Origin of the sequence: Oceanobacillus sp. FSL W7-1304 (assembly GCF_037969805.1) — a bacterium.
Classification (GTDB): Bacteria; Bacillota; Bacilli; order Bacillales; family Amphibacillaceae; genus Oceanobacillus; species Oceanobacillus profundus.
In genome coordinates, this window is sequence record NZ_CP150211.1 from 69,283 (window position 1) to 91,778 (window position 22,496).

A 22,496-nucleotide genomic window follows, 5' to 3' on the forward strand; every position below is an offset into this window, starting at 1 on the left:
TTGACATATGAATAAAAACAAGACAACGCATTTGATGGCGGGAGTATTCATCATTATCTTTGTCGCTGTTTTCTTAATTCTAACTGGACGGTTTATATACATCCAGGCAACAGGCGAAATAAATGGTGTTTCATTGGAGGAATGGGCCGAACAGAAACGGACCTCATCCTTTACACTAAGTGCTGAAAGAGGAAAGATTTACGATAACAATGGAATGGTACTTGCGTACGATAGACCAACTTATCGAATGTATGCAATTATTGATGAAACGTATTCTGAAAAGTCAGAGGCGCCCCTGCATGTAGAAGATCCACAAAAAACTGCAGAAATATTGGCGCCTCTTTTAGATGTAGAGGTAAGTGATATACTAGATCCTTTGAAAAGAGGGCTTGAGAATAATAGATTCCAAGTAGAGTTTGGTAAAATCGGAAAAGAGATTCCGCAAAAGAAAAAAGATGAGATTGAAGAATTAAATATTCCAGGTATTCAATTTGAAGAGGAAGCCTTAAGGTACTACCCTAATGGAATGTTTGCATCTCATATCATTGGCTTTGCTCGGGAAACTGAGGTTGAAACAGAAGAAGGAATACGAGATGAAATTGTTGGGATAGCTGGTATGGAAAATGAAATGAATGAACTTCTTGGTGGAAAACAAGGTTATATTTCTTATCAGCGGGATAGATACAATAAAAAGTTATTGGATCCCAAGGAAATCATTCACCTACCTGAGGACGGCGATGATGTTTATTTAACAATCGACCAAAAAATTCAAACTTTAATGGAAGAAGCATTATCTCAGGTTGATGAGCAATACAATCCTAAGAAAATGACTGCTATTGTTATGGATCCGAAAACAGGAAAGGTGTTAGCGATGAGTAGTCGCCCAAGCTATGATCCTAACAATCCAACAAATGTTGAGAACTGGTATAACGATGTTATTTCCACTCCATTTGAACCTGGCTCTACGATTAAAATGTTTACTTGGGCAGCAGCGATTGAAGAAGGGGTTTATAATGGTGCAGAAAAGTTTAAATCAGGAAGCTATCAGCCAAATGAAAAGATTAACAAGATTAATGACCACAATGGTGGGAAAGGCTGGGGACCGATTTCCTACGATGAAGGCTTCCAACGTTCTTCCAATGTTGCAGCTGCAAAGCTTGCATGGGAAAAACTAGGTGCTGATACATTTTTAGAGTATTTACACGCTTTTGATTTTGACGAAGAAACAGGTATTGATTTGCCGGGAGAGGTAAGTGGACAGATTTTGTACAATTGGCCATTGGAAAAAATTACAACTGCTTTTGGTCAAGGAAGTACAACAACACCAATCCAGCAAATGAAGGCAGCGACAGCAATTGCAAACGGCGGAAAGATGCTTCAGCCTTATGTCATCGATAAAATTGTTGACTCATCAACTGGTGAAACGATAGAACAGAAGGAACCAAGAGTGGTTGGTGAGCCAATATCAGAAGGAACTTCACAGCAAGTGCTAGAATTACTAGATTCGGTCGTTAATGGGGAAAATGGTACTGGAAAATCATATCAGCTAGATGATTATACAGTTGGCGGAAAAAGTGGTACAGCTGAAATACCGAACCCTGATGGACCTGGTTATTTAACAGGAAGAGAAAACTACGTCTTTTCATTTCTTGGTATGGCTCCAATTGAGGATCCGCAGCTAATGATGTATGTTTCTGTACAGCAGCCTGAGTTAGAACCAACGGAAGCTAGGTCTGCTCCAGTTTCGTTTATTTTTAAAAATGTAATGGAAAATAGCTTGCACTATTTAAATATCGATCCAAGTAACGAAGAAAAAGATGTCGTCCAACAACTAACCGTTCCTAAAGTAGTTGGCGGGAATTCTTCAGAAATAGTTGCGGAACTGAAAGATAAAGGGTTAGAAGTCTCCCTGGTAGGGGACGGAGAATCCATTGTTTCTGCAAGTGTGGAGGAAGGAGAAACGGTATTTCCAAGTGAGCGTGTTATTCTAGTTACAGATGAACCTGTGATGCCCGATATTACCGGATGGTCTCTAAGAGATGTAATGAAATTAGCTGAATTAATGCAATTAAAGACAGAGACATTTGGTAATGGATATGTAGTGACTCAGAACATACCTAAAGGAACTCCGCTTAAAAAGAATGATTACTTAGGAATTGAATTATTACCTCCAAATGAGGAGCAAGATGAAGAAACAAATAATAATGAAGAGGGTACGGAGGGAATATCAGACGAGTCCACGTCTCAAGAAGAGTAAATTTAGTCTTCGAATAACAGTTATGTAGTTAAACAGTGTTCTATTCAGTTTTTTTTACTCATATAGTGATTACAAACCAGCCTGGGAAAAGGGGATGGAGAATGAAACGTGTATCCACTGTTACAGTAAAAAAACGAATCGTCACTGTTTTTCTTTTGGGACTTCTTCTATTGGCGATTATTATTATTCGATTAGGGTATGTGCAATTTGTTATGGGTGAACGATTAACCGGACAAGCACACGACCTTTGGACGCGGGATATTAGTTTTCAAGCAGAACGTGGCTACATATTGGATGCAGAAGGAGATATTTTAGCTGAGAATGTTACTGCACCTTCGGTAATCGCGATTCCGCGACAAGTAGAGGAACCAGAAGATGCTGCAGGAAAGTTAGCAAAAATATTGGGCATGCCAGAGGAAAAGGTTTTAGAAAATTTAACGAAAAATGAATCGAGTGTAAGCTTTCGACCGGAAGGAATTAAAATTTCGGAAGAACAAGAAACAGCAATACGGGAATTGAATATGAAAGGTATATACTTGGCAAAGGATTCAAAACGACATTATCCATATGGAGATGACTTATCTCATGTTCTCGGTTTTACAGGGATTGATAATCAAGGACTAATGGGACTGGAGTTGTCGTATGAAGATAAACTTGCTGGCGAGCCTGGAAGCCTCTCTTTCTATTCGGATGCGAAAGGACGAAGGCTGGATAATTTAGCGGATGTTTATAAACCTCCAACAGATGGCTTGAATTTAAAGACAACAATTAATTCCAAGGTACAAGCTATTATGGAGCGAGAACTAGATGCAGCTGTTTTAAAATATAATCCAGATGGAGCGTTGGCAATAGCTGTTAATCCGAAAACCGGCGGTGTTCTCGGCATGACAACCCGTCCAAATTTCCATCCGGAAAATTATCAGGATGTAGATGCATCGATATTTGGTAGGAATTTACCGATTTGGAGTACGTATGAGCCTGGTTCGACTTTTAAAATAATAACACTTGCTGCAGCATTAGAGGAAAAAGTGGTTGACCTTGAAGAAGACACATATCATGATACTGGGCATATAACGGTAGGTGGCGCAAAAATCCGCTGCTGGAAAAGTGGAGGACATGGACATCAAAGCTATTTAGAAGTTGTTCAAAATTCATGTAACCCGGGATTCGTAAATCTCGGCCAACTCCTAGGAACAGAAAAATTGTTTTCGTATATTGATGCGTTTGGATTTGGAAAGAAAACGGGAATAGACTTACAAGGAGAAGGCAATGGGATACTCTTTAATCCTGAAAATGTAGGTCCTGTCGAATTAGCCACTACTTCATTCGGGCAAGGGGTTTCTGTTACACCGATCCAGCAGGTGATGGCAGTTGCTGCTGCGATTAATGGTGGCTATCTATATGAACCATATATAGCGGAAGAATGGATAGATCCGGTCACAGGTGAAACCGTTGAAAAGGTAGAGCCGAATATGAAACAGCGTGTGATTTCAAGCGGTACTTCTGATGAAGTTCGCAGTGCACTAGAAAGTGTAGTTGCACAAGGAACAGGCCGGCCTGCATATGTAGATGGTTATCGTGTTGGTGGAAAAACGGGAACGGCGCAAAAGGTTGGTCCAAATGGTGGCTATTTAGAAAATAATTACATTGTTTCGTTTATTGGGTTTGCGCCAGCGGATGATCCGGAGATTGTTGTCTATGTAGCAGTAGATAATCCGAAAAACACCATCCAGTTTGGTGGTGTCGTCGCTGCGCCGATTGTAGGTACAATCATCGGGGACAGTTTAAGAGCAATGGAAGTTAAGCCAAGAGATGACGGTTTGGAAAAAGACTATCTATGGCCGGAACAGCCAAAAGTCGAAGTTCCAGATATGATAGGACAAACGAAACAGGAGCTGGCCGAATATTTACTTGATTTGACGATTGAGACTAATGGAGAAGGTGAATATATTGCGGACCAGTCTCCAAAACCAGGTACAAAACTGGAACCAGGATCTACCGTCAGAATTTATTTATCTGATGAAAAACATCGTTAATTGGACGGAAATTTGCTATAATAAGGGAAGTAAAAATCAGTAAATGCTTCTAAATTAAGACAACTATATAAAAGAGGGTGGAGAGCACCCTCTTAAAAAATACAATTATGTAGAATACATATGTTGGATATAAAATAGATAGGGTGTTTGCTATGAATTTAGATGAATTACTACATGTGTTACCTTTTTATAAAACAACATCGATGATTGATGAAATAAAAGTCGATGGTATTGAAATGGACTCACGAGAAGTAAAACAAGGAAGTGTTTTTGTTTGTATTCCTGGATTCACAGTTGATGGTCATGATTTTATAGACGATGCAGTAAAACAAGGAGCCGTTGCGCTAATTGTTGAAAAACTTGTTGAAGCTCCTGTTCCAGTTATTTTGGTAGACGATACGAATCGGGCGTTATCCATGCTCGCAGGTAAGTTCTTTAATTACCCAACATCAAAACTGCCATTAATCGGAGTTACTGGTACGAATGGTAAAACTACAGTTACGTATTTGTTGGAAGAGATTTTTAAACAACAGATGAAAAAAACTGGCGTTATTGGAACGATTCAGCTGAAAATTGGAGAGGAATCATATTCGATCTCGAATACAACTCCAGATGCTCTAAGCCTGCAACGAACATTCCACAAGATGCTTGGAGAAAATGTAGATCAGGCTATTATGGAAGTTTCTTCCCACGCATTGGATATGGGGAGAGTATACGGGTGTGATTATGATATTGCCGTATTCACCAATTTATCCCAAGATCACTTAGATTATCATTCCGATTTACAAGATTATCTTCGAGCTAAAAGCTTATTGTTTTCACAGTTAGGAAATAGCTATGATGAAAAGAAACGGAAATTTGCTATTTTAAATTCCGATGATGCGGCAAGTGATTTATTAAAACGCAGTACTGCGCAGCATGTAATGACATACGGTTGTAATAATAAAGCTACTGTTATGGCTAACGGAATTCAGCTTGACGCTGCAGGAACATCCTTTACGTTAACCTCACCGGTTGGAGATATTGAAATCTCAAGTCGTTTAATTGGTATGTTTAATGTGTATAATATGCTAGCTGCAAGTACAGCGGCAATAGCTGCTAATGTATCATTAACGACTATTAAAACGGCACTTGAGCAGCTAGAAGGTGTAAATGGTCGTTTTGAGCCAGTTGTAGAAGGTCAGCGTTATGCAGTCATTGTTGATTATGCGCATACACCTGATTCGTTGGAAAATGTGTTGCAAACTGCAAGGGAATTTGCGAAGAATAATGTATATGTGGTCGTTGGATGTGGTGGAGATCGAGATCGTACGAAACGTCCGCTAATGGCATCAATTGCAGTAAAATATGCAGATCATGCATTTTTTACATCTGATAATCCAAGAACAGAAGACCCACAGTCGATTTTAGATGATATGACAGCTGAGTTAGAGGAAAGTAGTAGTTATGACGTAATCGTTGATCGGAAAGCAGCGATTTCTCAGGCTATCGGGCAAGCTACTTCAGAGGATATAATACTTATCGCAGGAAAAGGACATGAAACATATCAAATCATTGGACATACGAAATATGATTTTGATGATCGAGAAGTAGCGAGAAAAGCAATTCGCAATAAGGAGAAATATTGATGTTATTTACTACAAATTGGTTAGCTAAACAATTCCCCACTAATCAAGGGGGAATACAAGACAATATAACTATAAAACAAGTAACGACAGATAGCAGAGCAAAGGGGGAAGGTCTATTATTTGTTCCGCTTGTTGGAGAGAACTTTGATGGACATGAATTTGTCAAACAAGCAATTGACAATGGTGCCTGTGCTATTATTTGGGATGAAAGCAAGCATTTGCCAGATGACATCCTGCCAAACCTTCCAATTTACTTTGTAAAAGACACCCTGAGTGCACTTCAGGATTTAGCGTCTGCTTACAGGACTGAGATTGATCCGATTGTAATCGGAATAACAGGCTCTAATGGTAAAACAACAACGAAGGATCTGACTTCCGCTGTTGTAAAAACGACTTATCGAACTCATGCTACGAAAGGAAATTTCAACAATCATATTGGATTACCATTAACAATTTTATCAATGGATCGAAATACCGAAGCATTAATTGTAGAAATGGGTATGAGTAACTTCCAGGAAATTGATTTATTAACACGTATAGCTAGACCAGATGTTGCAATAATTACAAATATCGGTGAGTCACATATAGAATTCTTGGGATCACGTGAAGGTATTGCTAAAGCGAAGCTGGAGATTGTAAATGGTTTGGATGAAGATGGAGTACTAATTATCGATGGTGATGAACCGTTGCTCCGTGAGAAACACATAAACCAGAAAAAAATTGCGTGTGGCTTTGGTGCAGAAAATGATTATAAAATTTCAGAGGTTAAGATACATACAACGGGAACAGAATTCACGCTTTCCGATGGCATGACTTATCAAGTTCCACTTTTTGGCAAGCACCATACAAAAAATGCTGTATTTGCGCTTGCTATAGGCAAGCTTTTAAACATTCATGCAGAAAAAAGCAAGCAAGCTTTGCAAAACCTTGAGCTAACTGGAATGCGGTTTGAACTACTAAAAGGCATAAATGATGTATCCATCATCAATGATGCTTATAATGCATCCGCAACTTCAATGAAGGCAGCTATTGAAGTAGTGAAACAAATGAATGGATTTGAGGAGAAGGTGTTAGTGCTCGGTGATATTCTTGAGCTAGGAGATCGTGCAAGAGAATTTCATGAGTCGGTTGCCGAAGTAATTGAAGCACCTATCACTGTGCTCTTTACATATGGAGTCCATGCTGAATGGATTCAAGCAGCAGTTCAAGCGAAGAGCCTTAATCTAAAATATACTCATTTTGCATCGAAGGAAGATTTAGTTCAGGCACTTAACCCCTATTTAACAAAACATTCACTAATATTATTTAAAGCATCACGAGGGTTAAAATTTGAAGAAATGATCGAAGCTATTACTACTGATGAGAATTAGATTACTACAAGGCAAGATAAAATTTTACTAAAAGTACAACCTAAAAAATAAATGAAACGTATTGATTCATCCAATCTATTTGGACGGTTATGTATGAGGAGGAAAGAAAGTGAATTTAACTGTTTTATTAATCACATTAGCGATTGCATTTCTCATTACCGTTCTTTTATCTCCAATATTGATTCCATTTTTAAGAAGATTAAAGTTTGGGCAAAGCATTAGAGAAGAAGGACCAAAATCACATTTGAAAAAAACGGGTACCCCTACAATGGGCGGTATTATGATTATATTTAGTGTTATTATTACGTCAATTATAATGGCTGCAAGAGTAGATGAATCTGGAATTGGTTATGAATTATGGCTACTCGTTTTTGTTATCTTTGGATATGGGTTACTCGGGTTTCTCGACGACTTTATAAAAGTAGCGATGAAACGAAATCTTGGTTTAACATCATTGCAAAAGTTACTTGGGCAAATTGTTATTGCACTTGTATTTTACTTTATTTTACGTAGTCAAGGATTTTCAACAGCGGTTCAAATACCGGGAACGGATATTCAGTGGGAACTAGGCTGGGGCTATGCACTATTAATCATATTCATGCTTGTCGGTGCTTCTAACGCTGTAAACTTAACGGATGGTTTAGATGGACTGCTAGCTGGTACAGCTGCTATTGCGTTTGGAGCATTTGCAATCCTTGCTTGGTATGGTACTGGTCAAAACGAACCAGCCATCTTTGCATTGGCTGTGGTTGGGGCATTACTTGGATTTCTGGTATTTAATGCACACCCAGCAAAGGTGTTTATGGGAGATACAGGGTCACTCGCGCTTGGAGGAGCGATTGCAGCTATTTCTATTTTGTTGAAAATGGAAATTCTGTTAGTAATTATTGGTGGCGTCTTTGTTATCGAAACACTTTCTGTAATTATTCAGGTTATTTCATTTAAGACAACAGGAAAACGTGTATTTAAAATGAGTCCATTACATCACCATTATGAACTGCTCGGCTGGTCAGAATGGCGGGTTGTGACGACATTTTGGCTAGTAGGACTTTTATTTGCCGCACTCGGCATTTATATTGAGGTGGGCTTATAATGAAGAGATTAACAGAATTCCCTTATTCTAACATTGTAGTTTTAGGACTTGCAAGAAGTGGAACAGCAGCAGCTGAAGCCCTTTTAGCAAATGATAAAACTATTCGAGTTCATGATAAGCAAGCAACAGAGCAGGATGAGACTGTTATACGACTGAAAGAGATGGGTGCTGAAGTTATAATAGGCTCCCATCCTATTTCCATTTTAGATGGAATGGATCTTGTTATTAAGAATCCAGGTATATCCTATGATAATCCGATTGTTGCAGAAGCAATAAGACGAGATATTCCCATTATTACGGAAATTGAATTAGCTTATTATTTATTTGACGGTCCAATAATTGGAGTGACAGGCTCGAATGGGAAAACAACAACCACTACTTTGGTAACGGATATGCTTAAGAAAAGCGAACGGCCAGTTAGAGTGGCTGGTAACATTGGGATTGTTGCTACAGAAGCAGTGCAATCCATGCAAGATGATGAAGCTCTTGTGCTTGAATTATCGTCTTTTCAACTACAAGGGACTGAAAAATTCAGACCAACAACAGCAATCTTATTAAATATATTTGAAGCACATTTGGATTACCATAAAACGTTGTCCAATTATAAGCAGGCAAAGTTTAATATCTTTAGAAATCAGACGAAGGATGACTACCTCATTTATAATGCTGAGGATAAAGCTATTGCAGAGGAAGTAAAGGACGCACGTGCAAAACTCATTCCTTTTTCCGTTCACCAAAAGCTTGAAGCTGGTGCATGGATCGATGACAAGTATGTTTATTTTAAAAATGAAAAAATCATCGAATTGAAAGAAATTGTTTTGGTCGGAGAGCATAATTTGCAAAATATATTAGCTGCAATTGCTGCTGCAAAGTTAAATGGAGCAACAAATGAAGGTATTTATCGTGTATTAACGACGTTTTCCGGAGTAGAGCATCGTTTACAATTTGTTGAAAATATTAATGGACGATTATTTTACAACGATTCAAAAGCAACAAATATTTTGGCGACTCAAAAAGCATTAGATTCATTTAAACAACCGACGATTCTTTTAGCAGGTGGACTTGATCGGGGGAATGAATTTACCGATTTGAAGCCACACCTGAAACATGTTAGAGCTATGGTTGTATTTGGCCAAACTGCAAGCAAGTTAAAAGAGTTAGCCGCTGAAGTTGGGATAGAAAAAGTAATTGAATCTGAGAATGTCGAAGATGCAGTCCATGCAGCACATTCGATTTCAGAGGAAAATGAAGTTATTCTTTTGTCACCAGCGTGTGCAAGCTGGGATCAATATCGAACATTTGAAGAAAGAGGAGACATGTTTGTACAAGCCGTGCATAAGCTAATGTAGGGGCAAACACAAAAAATGATTCGGTTGGTCATAAACATTGAACAGAAGTAAGATATCTATACCGAGAGTCTTAATTATTAAAACGATATAGAGCATACTACAAATGCCCCTGATCCAAAATTGGAAAAGGGGTGTTTTTTTGTTAAATAAATTACTAAAGGAGCAAAAAAGGCCAGATCTGCCTTTGCTTTTTATAATCGTTATTTTATTAGTCGTTGGGATTGTCATGGTTTACAGTTCATCCTACGTATGGTCTGATTACAAATTTAATGATTCCTTTTACTATTTAAAAAGACAGCTTCTCTTTGCTGGTGCAGGAGTGGTTGCGATGTTTTTTTTCATGGTCATTCCGTATTATACGTGGAAAAAATATGCAAATTTAATACTGCTATTTTGTTTTATATTATTACTGCTTGTCTTAATCCCTGGAGTAGGGTTGGTTCGAGGTGGAGCACAGAGCTGGATAGGGGTGGGTGCATTTAGTATTCAACCATCCGAATTTATGAAGCTCGGGCTAATCATTTTTCTTGCTGCGATCCTTTCTGCAAATCAAAAATATATAACTTCTTTTAAAAAAGGCTTTCTTCCATGTATTTTACTTGTTTTTACTGCTTTTGGTCTAATTATGCTACAACCAGACCTTGGAACAGGAATGGTTCTTGTCCTTACATGTATGATTATGATTTTTGCTGCTGGTGCAAGGTTAACACATTTTTTTGGTCTTGCTGCAATTGGAATGCTCGGTTTTGTAGGCTTGATTGCATCTGCACCATATCGAATTAGTCGAATTACGGCATTTCTAAATCCGTGGGAGGATCCACTTGGGGATGGTTTTCAAATTATCCAGTCCTTATATGCGATTGGACCAGGTGGTTTAATGGGATTAGGATTAGGGAATAGCTTGCAGAAGTATTTTTATTTACCTGAGCCACAAACTGATTTTATTTTTGCTATATTAGGTGAAGAACTTGGATTTATTGGCGGAACTGTTATCATTGTTCTATTTTTCCTGCTTTTATGGAGGGGAATTAAAATTTCACTCGAAGCACCAGATCTATTTGGACGTTTTCTAGCACTTGGAATTGCAGGAATGCTTGCAGTACAAGCGATGATTAATATAAGTGTTGTGATTGGTCTGATTCCAGTTACAGGGATTACATTACCATTTCTAAGCTATGGTGGTTCATCTTTAACATTGACTTTATGCTCTGTTGGCGTTTTGCTAAATATTAGTATATATTCTAAGATTTAAGGTGAAGTTCTTTTCAGTTCCTTGCTTGGAAAAAATTCACAGCCCTGTAACTGGAAAAACTTGATAAAGTATGGTAAGTACACTACATCTTCCGCTATGTTTTATGATATAATTCATGTAACAGATAAAAACGGCTTTAAGATTTGCCGTTTTATTCTTTTGCTAACGTAAATAAATGTAAAAAGGAAGAAATGGGGATGAGTAAAAAGAATATTGTTTCGATTGAGGATCGTATTCCAAAATTGAAACAAGCACGTAAGAAAAAAGCAAACCGTCGACTTATATTTTATCTTTCAATCTTTTTTTTCTTGATATCTATCATCGTATATTTACAATCACCATTGAGCCATATTAAAACAATTGCCGTGAATGGAAATACGTATGTAACAGATGAAGAGATTATCGAAAGTAGCAATTTAACGACTGATACAAATATATGGACAATTAACCGAGCAGAAACTGAACAATTAATAAATAAGAACCCTATATTAGAGTCTGTAAAAGTAAGTAGAAAATTACCATGTACAATTGATATTCATGTAAAAGAACAGCAAATCATTGGATATATTCGTAACGAAACAGCGTATAAACCAGTATTAGGTAATGGTGAAATTCTAAATGTTACGAATGGGACGTTCAATGGCGAAGCTCCGCTAATTTATGGGTTTGATGATGAGGAATATCTACATAGAATGGCAGAGGAGCTAAAGGAACTCCCTGGTAGCATCAGGAATGTTATTTCGGAAATCCATTGGATCCCAACTGATGAAAATAAAAATACGGTGCTTTTATACATGAATGATGGTTACCTTGTAAAAGGAACGATTCGCGACTTTGCTGAAAAAATGGAAGTTTATCCGTCAATTGTTGCACAGCTTGATCCAGAGGAAAAAGGGATCATTCATATTGGAGTCGGTATCTACTTTGAGTCTTTTAATCAGGAAGAGGACGAAGATATGACAGAAATAGAAGGAATTCCAGACAATGAGGAATCAACAGAATCCGAATAAATAAATGTTGTGGTAGGAAAGTCATATAAATAGTTGTGTTTACGAAAGATATATAAGATACTCATAAAAGGTTGTTCAAAAGCCTAGGGAAAAGGACATATCGACCTTCGATGCATAAGCCGTACTCGTATTGGTCTTGCAGTGGGGCCAAAACTCCCCAGGAATTATGACTTTAGTAGACTTGGGTCTTTTCTTTCTCTTTTGAACACATTTTTTTAGAGGAATTTAGTTTTTTTAAAGCGTTAAGAAGGGATATTGCCACCTTTTGTGGAATAACCTATATATGTTTTATTTTTTTACTGATTTCCTATAAAATAGTAGATTATACAATAGATAAAAAAGGAAGTTCATAGAAACGACAGTAATACTGGAAGTTTCTGATTCTGGAGGTGCCTTTCGTTGAATAATAGTGAAATATTAGTAAGTCTTGATATAGGTACAACAGCGATTAAAGTCATTATTGGAGAAGTTTTGAACGATTCATTGAATATAATCGGGGTTGGGACCGCTAAATCAAATGGTATGAAAAAAGGTGCAGTTGTTGATATCGATCAAACGGTTCATTCAATCCGAAACGCGGTAGAACAAGCTGAGCGCATGGTAGGGATGCAGATTGAAAGTGTTGTCGTTGGTATAAACGGAAGTCATGTTCAATTACAGCCTTGTCATGGGGTAGTAGCAGTTCAAAGCGAAAACCGTGAAATTGGTGATGAGGATGTGACAAGAGTCATCGACGGAGCACAGGTAATCTCAATTCCACCAGAACGTGAAATTATTGATGTTATTCCAAAACAATTTATTGTAGATGGTTTGGATGAAATCACGGATCCGCGTGGTATGATTGGCGTTCGGTTGGAAATGGAAGGTACAATTATTACATGCTCAAAGACAGTACTACATAATATTTTAAAATGTGTAGAACGTGCTAACTTGCAAGTGTCCGATATTTGCCTTCAGCCACTTGCAGCCGGAACGATTGCTCTTTCAAAAGATGAAAAGAATATGGGGGTTGCTCTAATTGATGTGGGTGGTGGCTGTACTACCGTTTCAGTTTTTGGTAACGACCATCTAATTTCAACAAGTGTTATTAGCTTAGGTGGAGATAATATTACGAAGGATTTGTCTATCGGTCTAAGGACATCTACAGAAGAAGCAGAAGATATTAAACTGAATTATGGACATGCATTTTATGATCATGCTTCTGAAGAAGAAACATTTGAAGTTTCAATCATTGGAAGCAACACAAGAGAAACCTATAATCAGCTGCAAATTTCTGATATGATTGAAGCAAGACTGGAAGAAATTTATGCTTATGTAGAAAGAGAAATTAGAAAAATGGGTTACGGCGAGCTTCCAGGTGGGTATGTATTGACTGGTGGAACGAGTTCGATGCCAGGAAGTCTTGAGCTTGCTGAGGACTTATTCCGATCAAATGTACGCGTTGCTATCCCAGATTACATAGGTGTAAGAGAAGCACAATATACAGCAGGTATTGGAATATTGCAGTTCGCTTATCATAATGCGAAGATACAAGGAAAAGATTTGTATCCATCTGTAGTTGAAGATACAACAGAACCGAAACCAAAAAGACCGCAAAAACAGCCAAAGGTCAAAAAAGAAACGAAAGAGAATAAGAAAAAAGACTCTAGTTTTGCTAATTTATTTAAGTATTTCTTTGATTAAGAATAACTGATGTGAATTCAAAAGGTAATGGAACTTTTTGACAGATAAAAAATATAAAACTTTTATTATTTGCATAAGTGCAACGAAGTCATTTGCCTAAAAGCCTGGCAAACGCCAAGTTTTCTAAAAAGATCACATTGAAATTAGCTTCTGGTATTCTTGTAATTTTGCACATTAGGAGGAAAGAAATATGTTAGAGTTTGATACAAATATGGAGGAATTAGCGACAATTAAAGTTATCGGTGTAGGTGGCGGTGGAAATAATGCTGTGAACCGAATGATTGAGCATGGTGTTGAAGGTGTAGAATTTATAGCGGTAAATACTGATGCTCAGGCTTTGAATTTGTCTAAAGCAGAAACAACAATACAAATAGGTGGTAAACTGACACGTGGTCTTGGAGCAGGTGCAAATCCGGAAGTTGGAAAGAAAGCTGCCGAAGAGAGCAAAGAACAGCTGGAAGAAGTATTGCAAGGTGCTGATATGGTATTTGTAACTGCTGGAATGGGTGGTGGCACTGGAACTGGTGCTGCTCCTGTAATTGCACAAGTTGCTAAAGATCTTGGAGCATTAACTGTAGGTGTTGTAACACGTCCATTCTCTTTTGAAGGAAGAAGACGCTCTACCCAAGCAATTTCTGGAATTGATACACTTAAAGGAAGTGTTGATACATTAATCGTAATTCCAAATGATCGCTTACTTGAAATTGTAGACAAAAACACACCAATGCTTGAAGCATTCCGTGAAGCAGATAATGTGTTACGACAAGGTGTACAAGGTATCTCAGATTTAATTGCGAAGCCAGGTCTAATTAACGTTGATTTTGCTGATGTTAAAACAATTATGTTTGATAAAGGTTCTGCACTCATGGGAATTGGTATTGCAACTGGTGAAACACGTGCAACAGAAGCTGCGAAAAAAGCAATTTCATCTCCACTACTGGAGACTTCTATTGATGGTGCACATGGTATCCTAATGAATATTACTGGCGGTACGAACTTAAGCCTTTATGAAGTTCAAGAAGCTGCAGATTTAGTTACTTCAGCAGCAGATAAAGAAGTGAACGTTATCTTTGGATCCGTTATTAATGAGAATCTAAATGATGAAATTGTTGTTACAGTAATTGCAACAGGTTTTGATGAGACTGTACAACCAAAAGCAGAAATTAAGCAAAAACAGCATCGTCCTATGGCTAGTCATAACCAGCATGCTGCCACGAGGGAAGAACCTGTTCAAAGAGAGCAGCGCGAGCAGCGTGAGCAACAACAGCCACAGCCTCGTGTTAGACAAGAGGACGACGAGCTTGATATTCCTACATTTTTAAGAAATCGAAACCGTAATCGATAAAAAATAACTTGTACGAAGACATAATAGAGCAGATGAGCTACATTCATCTGCTCTATTTTCAATTCCATAACCTCTATTCACCACCCGGCATAGCTTCCTCCAAAACAATCCTTAACATTGCCCTCGAGGCGTGATGAACATATTCTCTATTTTACAATTAATATAAACTTCTAATTAATGCGCATTGAGAGATTGTGCGAATACCCGCTCCGGAAACACACTACGCTTTTCGCGGGTGACCCGTGAGCCTCTTCGAACTCTGTTCTTCAGAGTCTCACTCTGGCCACGTATCCCGCAGAAGTCTACGTGTGTTTCCTCCGCTAGTGCTGGTTCACTGGCTATACTAACATGGTTTATCAAAATAAAAATGTTGTTCTAACCAGTCCGGGTGAGCGTAGGGCGGTGACTCCTGTGGGAACAGCACGTGTCTGAAGACTCGCAGGAAGTGGTTTTCTTCCGGAGAGGCTGAAGCCGTGCCCACGGAAAGCATCCGCCCGGAGCGATCCCGGACGGCGATTGTTCCACAGATTAAGCAAATATTCACTAGTTCGGATTTTCTTTCAAATGTGATGAAGCATCTAGAATAGTGTTAGTTTACGTTAGCGCAGCAGATCACAAAGCGTAAATATGTGAAGGCTTTGTATTTATATAGGAAGAATTATACAATTCCAGTTATATTGGTTTAGCGCTATTTTTATGCATGTTGATTTTAGAAGTATTTGACATAAAACGCAAAAATCGATAGACAGACAATCCGTATGAATATACGTTAGCTTTAAAAGAGACAAATTATTCCCGACAAACTTATAGACAAATAGTGAAAATTAGCTTTTATACGCACACAAGAAGTGACAGACTTTGCTTCCGCACTCTACTATACTCGTTAGTAATTCCTCAAATCTGGGGTTTCGATTATCTATGAAAATACCTCCTGAAAATAAATATTCCGAAAATGATTTGCCGGGAAGGAAGAGAGAAATTGACCATTTATCTTGATGCCGTCTGGGCATTGAATTTTTTTCTGGATTTAATGCTGTTAATGCTTACAAAAGCTTTAGCAAGGGATGCAGTAGGGAAAATACGAATCATTTTTGGGGCATTTATCGCTTCATTAATTGTACCCATTACGCTATTTTTTCCAGACTCCTTTATAAATGGGGTACTGGGTAAATTAATTTATTCATTCTTTATTATCTTATGTACCTTCGGATATGCAGGTTTTTATCGCATGATGAAATTATTATTATTATTTTACTTTACATCATTTGCAATTGGAGGTGGATTGACAGGGATATACTTTATGCTTGCAAACCCTGTGTCAATTACAGGCAATGGAATTTTAACATTTAATAAAGGATATGGTGATCCAGTTAGCTGGCTGTTTATCTTAATCGGATTCCCAATCGTATGGTATTTTACAAAGCACCGTATGGACGAGCATGCAAGTGAGAAAATTCGTTATGACCAATTATGCGAAGTGACCATTCAAATGAATAACAATTCATTTATGACCAAAGGGTTTATTGATAGCGGTAATCAGCTAGTTGATCCACTAACGAAAAGGGCAGTAGTTATTTGTGATGAAATATTTTTGAAGCAGTGGTTTTCTGAAGAAGAATGGAAGCAATTAGAGGAAGTGCATCATCATTTAGCACTTGATCAAGTTCCAGAAAAATGGCAGCACAAAGTACAAATGATTCCGTATCAAGGTGTTGAAGGAAAAAGTGGTTTCCTCTTAGCGATTCGGCCAGATCACATTGAAATACATTATGGGAGTCAAAAGCTTACAACAAGCAATTTACTAATCGGTATTCAGTTTGGCGTATTAGTTAGGGATCAAAGCTATCATTGTTTATTGCATCCGCAAATCATTAAATTAGCTACTATACAAACAGCATAAGGGAGTGGAGAGTATGGCTCTATGGAAAATCAAACTGAAATTGCGCTGGTACAAATTATTAATTAAATTAGGATTAAAGTCATCAGAAGTCTACTATATTGGTGGAAGTGAAGCATTGCCTCCTCCCCTTTCGAAACAGGAAGAACAAGAATTATTAATCCTATTACCGAAAGGCGACAAGGCAGCGAGAGCGATGCTGATTGAGCGTAACCTTCGCCTTGTCGTCTATATTGCACGTAAATTTGAAAATACAGGTATCAATATTGAGGACTTAATTAGCATAGGTACAATTGGCTTAATAAAAGCGGTAAATACATTCAATCCAGAAAAGAAAATTAAGTTAGCAACCTATGCATCAAGATGTATTGAAAACGAGATTCTTATGTACTTGCGTAGAAATAATAAACTTAAATCGGAAGTCTCATTTGATGAACCATTAAATATCGATTGGGATGGGAATGAGCTTCTATTGTCCGATGTTCTCGGTACGGATGAAGATATAATTACAAAAAACCTCGAATCAAATGTGGATAAAACTTTGTTGAAAAGTGCATTATCAAAATTAAATGCCCGTGAAAAACAAATCATGGAGCTGCGTTTTGGATTAATTGGTCAAGAGGAAAAGACCCAGAAGGATGTTGCGGATATGCTTGGAATTTCTCAATCCTATATTTCACGTTTAGAAAAAAAGATTATTCGCAGATTGAAAAAAGAATTTAATAAAATGGTGTAGCCATATTTTATAAGGTTTTCATCAACATTTTACAGTCTTTCTAAAATCTGTACGTGCATAAAAACCCTCTGCCGGGGAGATACTGTCCTTGAACAGCATCACCGACTGGGAGGGTTGACTTAAATGACTAGACATAAAGTTGAGATATGTGGTGTTGATACATCCAAACTACCTGTACTTAAAAATGAAGAAATGAAAAAGCTATTTGTAAGAATGCAGCAGGAAGGAGATATTTCTGCTCGAGAAGAACTTGTTAATGGGAATTTAAGGCTTGTATTAAGTGTGATACAGCGATTCAATAATCGGGGAGAATATGTAGATGATTTATTTCAAGTTGGCTGTATTGGACTAATGAAATCAATCGATAATTTTGATTTATCACATAACGTAAGATTCTCCACGTATGCTGTTCCGATGATTATTGGAGAAATAAGACGATACCTCAGGGATAATAATCCAATCCGAGTATCTAGGTCCTTACGTGATATTGCATACAAAGCACTGCAGGTGAGAGAAAAATTAATTAGTAAGACATCAAAAGAGCCTACTCCTGCAGAAATTGCCGCTGAAATGGGAATTCCACATTCCGATATTGTGTTTGCTCTTGATGCGATTCAAGATCCTGTATCATTATTCGAACCAATCTACAATGATGGTGGTGATCCAATATTTGTTGTCGATCAGATTAGTGATGATAAAGACAAGGATTCAACCTGGGTTGATAAAATTTCATTAAAAGAAGGGATGCACCAATTAAATGAACGTGAAAAAATGATATTGAATAAACGATTCTTTCAAGGGAAAACGCAAATGGAAGTTGCTGATGAAATTGGCATCTCACAAGCACAAGTATCTCGTTTAGAGAAAGCTGCAATCAGTCAAATGAATAAGCAAATGTTTGAATAAAGATTTAAATAAATCATGCAAAATCAGGAAGGACAGGTTTTTCACCTGTCTTTCCTGATTTTTTCTGTGTAAAGATGAAATAAATTGATGTGTTCGCATATAGTTTAATAAGTACGTGTTCAAAAAGAGGAGGACGAAAAGGACCGAGCAGTATAAGGCGTCGATGCATTGAGCGGACGTTCTTGCGGACAGTAAAAGCGATTTTCTTCTGCAATGAGTGTAAAAGCAAGCCAACGATCTTCTCGCTTGTTGTTTTGACTTCGATATTGGACACAGTACGTGTCGGTACTTAATCGATGGTCTACTGCTCTCGAAGTGTCATTTTCAACGGACTATTTTGACAACTAATAAGGCAGGTGAGGACAATGATTAAATTATCAGAATTACAGTTGAAAGAAATTATAATAATTGATGATGGTAGAAGGTTTGGCCATATTACAGATTTAGAAATTGACGGTAATACAGGGAAAATTATTGCAATTGTCGTGGAAACGAAGGACAAAAAGAGTGGAATGTTAAGAAAGGCGGACGAATTATTGATTTCCTGGGATCATATTGTTCGAATTGGTTCCGATGTGATTCTTGTCAATGATGTCCAGGGACCAAGTTTATATGGTACGGTAAAATAGAGATTGCATGAAAAAGCTTAGTTGAAAGCCAAAATATGATAAAATAAGACAAGTCTATTTTTGCAGTAAAGAAAATATAAAAATTTCTTTACTGCAGAAGTGCACTGTAGCATTAGCCAAGAGGATTGGTGAATGCCAAGTTTTCTAATCAGGAGGATTATAATGAATGAAGTCTTTAAAGAGAAAGATAACGCATATCTCAACATAGAAAAGTGGCAAACAGAACACCCTGGACTTGTCGTGGGCTTTACTACTAGAAACGGTGGTGTAAGCGAGTACCCCTATCATACATTGAATTTTGGGTTCCATGTTGCTGATGAACAGAAGCATGTTATAAGTAACCGTGAACGATTAGCAGATAAGCTGAACTTTTCACTGCAAAACTGGGTGTCAGGGGAACAAATACATCGAACGGAGATTGCACATGTTACGGATCAAGATAAGGGGAAAGGTTCAACTTCTTATACAAGCTCCATTAAAGGCACGGATGGGCTCTTAACCAACCAAAAAGGAGTATTATGTACAGCTTTCTTTGCAGATTGTGTACCCTTATTTTTCTTCGATCCGATAACGGAATATATTGGAATTGCCCACGCTGGCTGGAAGGGATCTGTTAACCGAATTGCTGAGAAGATGGTGGAAGCTTTTGCAAAAGTTGGTGTGAAACCGGAAAACCTATTCGTAGCGATTGGTCCTTGTATTTCACAGCAGAATTATGAAGTAGATGAGCGGGTGATTCAATCGATTCGAGCAGGGGAGAGGGAAAATGCGGTACGTTCACTCGGCAAAAATCGATTTTTATTAGATTTAAAGCAATTAAATGTAGATATCCTTTTACAATCTGGGGTATTACGTCATAATATAGAGGTAACAAATTATTGCACTTATCGTGATGATGAATTATTTTTCTCTCATCGGAGAGACCATGGTAAGACTGGAAGAATGTTAGGGTTTATTGGATTTCAAGGGTGATTACATGATGGAGGAGTTATACGTATTATGGAAGTCGCAGCAAATTTGGCAGTCATTCAAGAGAAAATAGGACAAGCATGTAAAAATAGTGGGCGCAAACCTTCCGAAATAAACGTTATTGGGGTTACGAAATATGCTACAATAGAACGAACCGAGGAAGCAGTTGAAGCAGGAGTTAAAAATCTTGGCGAAAATCGAAATGAAGGTTTTTTAGAAAAGTATCATCACATTGCTGATAAAGTAACATGGCATTTTATTGGAACCTTGCAGTCACGAAAAGTAAAAGACATTATTGACAAAATTGATATGCTCCATGCTTTAGACAGGGCTTCACTTGCAAAAGAAATTAATAAACGAGCATCAGCACCTGTCGATTGCTTTATACAAGTAAATGTCAGTGGAGAAGCTTCCAAACATGGCTTGAGCGTAGAAGAGGTAATTCCTTTTATTGAGGAAATCGAGAAATACGAAAAAGTTCATGTAGTTGGATTAATGACAATGGCACCCCATATTGAAGACAAAGAGGAGATTCGGAAAGTATTTCGGGATTTAGCATTATTAAGAGACCGTATCAAAGCAAAGAAATTGCATCATGCACCATGTGAATTTCTTTCGATGGGGATGAGCAATGATTATGAAGTTGCGATTGAAGAGGGTGCAACCCATATCCGCATTGGCTCCCAATTAGTTGGTGAATGATCGCAAACTTAAGTAAAGAGGTGAGAGAATGAGTATTAAGAATAAGATTAAAAATTATTTCACCATGGATGACGAGTATGAGTACGAATATCAACAGGAAGAGATTACCCCAGAGAGTAAAGAAAGTACGAAGCAACAAACACAAAAGGTTGTAAGCTTAACTAGTATGCAGCAATCTACATCAAAAGTGGTATTATGTGAGCCAAGAACCTATAACGAAGCGCAGGAAATTGCAGATAACATTGTAAACAGACGTGCCGTTGTCATTAATTTACAACGCGTTGATCATCAACAAGCAAAACGTATTGTTGATTTTCTAAGTGGCACGGTATACGCTGTTAATGGTGATATTCAGAAGCTAGGCTCTGAAACATTTTTATGCACCCCGGACAATGTTGAAGTTTCAGGAACAATATCCGAAGCATTTGCCCAACAAGATGAATTTGAAAAAGGATGGTAGTAGTGGATGGTTGAATTATATACAATATTACATTATGCATTTGTATTCTATGGATATGCACTCATTGTGTATATTTTCATGTCATGGTTCCCAGGAGCAAGGGAATCATCCTTTGGTCAAATGTTGACCAAAATTTGTGAGCCTTACCTAGAGCAATTTCGTAAATTTATCCCACCAATTGGTATGATCGATATTTCGCCAATTGTTGGGATCCTTGTTCTTCATTTAGCTCGAGCAGGACTGCTTCAGTTTTTCCAAATGTTTTTATTTTAGAACGTATAGCGTTATTATGCTAAAAAGATTTTGACGAACAAAATGTTAAAGGAAGTAACAGGATGGATATTTACCAGCATTTTAGAAAAGAAGAACAGCCTTTTATTGATCAAGTATTGTCGTGGAAGGAACGCGTTGAGCAGACATTCCAGCCAAAGCTGACAGACTTTCTCGATCCACGCGAACAACAGTTAGTCGAAATGCTTGTCGGTTTGAATAATCCTGAATTAAAACTTGATAAGCATGGCGGAGGATTAAATACGGAACGAAAACGAATGGTAATTGCTCCTTTTTATGAGGAAATAGCAGAAGAATCTTTTCAGCTGACCTTATTGCAGACAACCTATCCAGATAAATTTATAACCATTGAACATCGGGATGTAATGGGCGCATTTTTATCAATGGGGATAAAGCGTACGAAGCTAGGAGATATTTATGCGGCAGACGGCCTCATTCAAATTGTACTGGCAGATGAAGTAAGTCCATATGTTACAGCAAATCTGAATGCAATAAAAAAAGCGACGGTTACATTTGGCGAGCAGCCGCTTACTCTTTTGAAAGAAAAACAAGAAAGATGGGTAGAAGCAGACAAAACAGTTTCTTCTTTAAGACTTGATGCTGTTATCAAGGAAATTTATCATATTTCAAGAAAAGATGCTTCAGCATTTATTGAAAAATTGCAGGTGAAAGTGAATCATAAGGTTGTTGACGATACTAAATTTCAACTGCAAGAGGGCGATATGATTTCATTGCGTGGAAAAGGCCGAAGCAAATTAACTGCTATAAATGGGATGACGAAAAAGGATAAATGGAAAATTAGTATTGCATCTTTAAAATAATTTATAGTTCTTGCAGGATTTCCTGTTTTTTTGTCGAATTGATTTAAATACAACTTTGAGAA

General features: G+C 37.6%; 19 protein-coding genes. All 19 read left to right on the top strand.

Annotated features, from left to right (window positions below; all coding sequences use genetic code 11):
- Positions 1 to 7 precede the first annotated feature (7 nt).
- The 19 genes from NYE61_RS00390 (at position 8) to NYE61_RS00480 (ending at position 22,434) form a co-directional block, all read left to right on the top strand.
- Positions 8 to 2,257: a penicillin-binding protein gene (locus tag NYE61_RS00390; RefSeq protein ID WP_095308494.1), complete on the top strand. Its 2,250-nt coding sequence runs from the start codon at positions 8 to 10 to the stop codon at positions 2,255 to 2,257.
- 101 nt (positions 2,258 to 2,358) lie between these two features.
- Complete coding sequence (locus tag NYE61_RS00395) at positions 2,359 to 4,293, top strand: stage V sporulation protein D (RefSeq protein WP_251658673.1); 1,935 nt, start codon at positions 2,359 to 2,361, stop codon at positions 4,291 to 4,293.
- Between the two features lie 152 nt (positions 4,294 to 4,445).
- Entirely contained in the window at positions 4,446 to 5,921 is a 1,476-nt protein-coding gene (locus NYE61_RS00400) for a UDP-N-acetylmuramoyl-L-alanyl-D-glutamate--2,6-diaminopimelate ligase (protein ID WP_095308497.1), read from the top strand.
- Entirely contained in the window at positions 5,921 to 7,291 is a 1,371-nt protein-coding gene (gene murF, locus NYE61_RS00405) for a UDP-N-acetylmuramoyl-tripeptide--D-alanyl-D-alanine ligase (RefSeq protein WP_095308498.1), read from the top strand. Before NYE61_RS00400 ends, murF begins: the two co-directional genes overlap by 1 nt.
- Positions 7,292 to 7,400: 109 nt before the next feature.
- A complete protein-coding gene (gene mraY, locus NYE61_RS00410) occupies positions 7,401 to 8,384 on the top strand; it encodes a phospho-N-acetylmuramoyl-pentapeptide-transferase (protein WP_095308499.1) in 984 nt (327 codons plus the stop codon).
- Positions 8,384 to 9,733, top strand: a complete 1,350-nt coding sequence (murD, locus tag NYE61_RS00415) for a UDP-N-acetylmuramoyl-L-alanine--D-glutamate ligase (RefSeq protein WP_303448225.1) — start codon at positions 8,384 to 8,386, stop codon at positions 9,731 to 9,733. The genes mraY and murD overlap by 1 nt, the downstream gene beginning before the upstream one ends.
- Before the next feature lie 139 nt (positions 9,734 to 9,872).
- Positions 9,873 to 10,985, top strand: a complete 1,113-nt coding sequence (gene spoVE, locus NYE61_RS00420) for a stage V sporulation protein E (RefSeq protein ID WP_240033748.1) — start codon at positions 9,873 to 9,875, stop codon at positions 10,983 to 10,985.
- A gap of 197 nt (positions 10,986 to 11,182) precedes the next feature.
- Positions 11,183 to 11,995 carry a cell division protein FtsQ/DivIB gene (locus NYE61_RS00425; protein WP_303448224.1) on the top strand — a complete coding sequence of 271 codons (813 nt, stop codon included), beginning with the start codon at positions 11,183 to 11,185 and terminating at the stop codon, positions 11,993 to 11,995.
- A gap of 399 nt (positions 11,996 to 12,394) precedes the next feature.
- Positions 12,395 to 13,678: a cell division protein FtsA gene (gene ftsA / locus NYE61_RS00430; RefSeq protein WP_095308503.1), complete on the top strand. Its 1,284-nt coding sequence runs from the start codon at positions 12,395 to 12,397 to the stop codon at positions 13,676 to 13,678.
- 190 nt (positions 13,679 to 13,868) lie between these two features.
- On the top strand, positions 13,869 to 15,023 hold the full coding sequence (gene ftsZ, locus NYE61_RS00435) for a cell division protein FtsZ (RefSeq protein WP_095308505.1): 1,155 nt from the start codon (positions 13,869 to 13,871) through the stop codon (positions 15,021 to 15,023).
- A 979-nt stretch (positions 15,024 to 16,002) separates the two neighbouring features.
- Positions 16,003 to 16,923 carry a sigma-E processing peptidase SpoIIGA gene (gene spoIIGA, locus NYE61_RS00440; RefSeq protein WP_095308506.1) on the top strand — a complete coding sequence of 307 codons (921 nt, stop codon included), beginning with the start codon at positions 16,003 to 16,005 and terminating at the stop codon, positions 16,921 to 16,923.
- A 13-nt stretch (positions 16,924 to 16,936) separates the two neighbouring features.
- Positions 16,937 to 17,656 (top strand): RNA polymerase sporulation sigma factor SigE, encoded by a 720-nt coding sequence (sigE, locus tag NYE61_RS00445; RefSeq protein ID WP_095308507.1) that lies wholly within the window; start codon positions 16,937 to 16,939, stop codon positions 17,654 to 17,656.
- A gap of 123 nt (positions 17,657 to 17,779) precedes the next feature.
- On the top strand, positions 17,780 to 18,562 hold the full coding sequence (gene sigG, locus NYE61_RS00450) for an RNA polymerase sporulation sigma factor SigG (RefSeq protein WP_095308508.1): 783 nt from the start codon (positions 17,780 to 17,782) through the stop codon (positions 18,560 to 18,562).
- A 365-nt stretch (positions 18,563 to 18,927) separates the two neighbouring features.
- Positions 18,928 to 19,191, top strand: a complete 264-nt coding sequence (locus NYE61_RS00455) for a YlmC/YmxH family sporulation protein (protein WP_095308509.1) — start codon at positions 18,928 to 18,930, stop codon at positions 19,189 to 19,191.
- Positions 19,192 to 19,353: 162 nt separating this feature from the next.
- The gene (pgeF, locus tag NYE61_RS00460) at positions 19,354 to 20,163 is read left to right on the top strand and encodes a peptidoglycan editing factor PgeF (RefSeq protein WP_303448223.1); all 810 of its coding nucleotides are present in this window, start codon (positions 19,354 to 19,356) and stop codon (positions 20,161 to 20,163) included.
- A 27-nt stretch (positions 20,164 to 20,190) separates the two neighbouring features.
- The gene (locus NYE61_RS00465) at positions 20,191 to 20,862 is read left to right on the top strand and encodes a YggS family pyridoxal phosphate-dependent enzyme (RefSeq protein WP_187393136.1); all 672 of its coding nucleotides are present in this window, start codon (positions 20,191 to 20,193) and stop codon (positions 20,860 to 20,862) included.
- A gap of 28 nt (positions 20,863 to 20,890) precedes the next feature.
- Positions 20,891 to 21,322: a cell division protein SepF gene (locus tag NYE61_RS00470; RefSeq protein ID WP_095308513.1), complete on the top strand. Its 432-nt coding sequence runs from the start codon at positions 20,891 to 20,893 to the stop codon at positions 21,320 to 21,322.
- Positions 21,323 to 21,328: 6 nt separating this feature from the next.
- Positions 21,329 to 21,595 carry a YggT family protein gene (locus NYE61_RS00475; protein WP_095308514.1) on the top strand — a complete coding sequence of 89 codons (267 nt, stop codon included), beginning with the start codon at positions 21,329 to 21,331 and terminating at the stop codon, positions 21,593 to 21,595.
- Positions 21,596 to 21,657: 62 nt separating this feature from the next.
- Positions 21,658 to 22,434 (top strand): YlmH/Sll1252 family protein, encoded by a 777-nt coding sequence (locus NYE61_RS00480; RefSeq protein WP_095308515.1) that lies wholly within the window; start codon positions 21,658 to 21,660, stop codon positions 22,432 to 22,434.
- Positions 22,435 to 22,496: the final 62 nt, after the last annotated feature.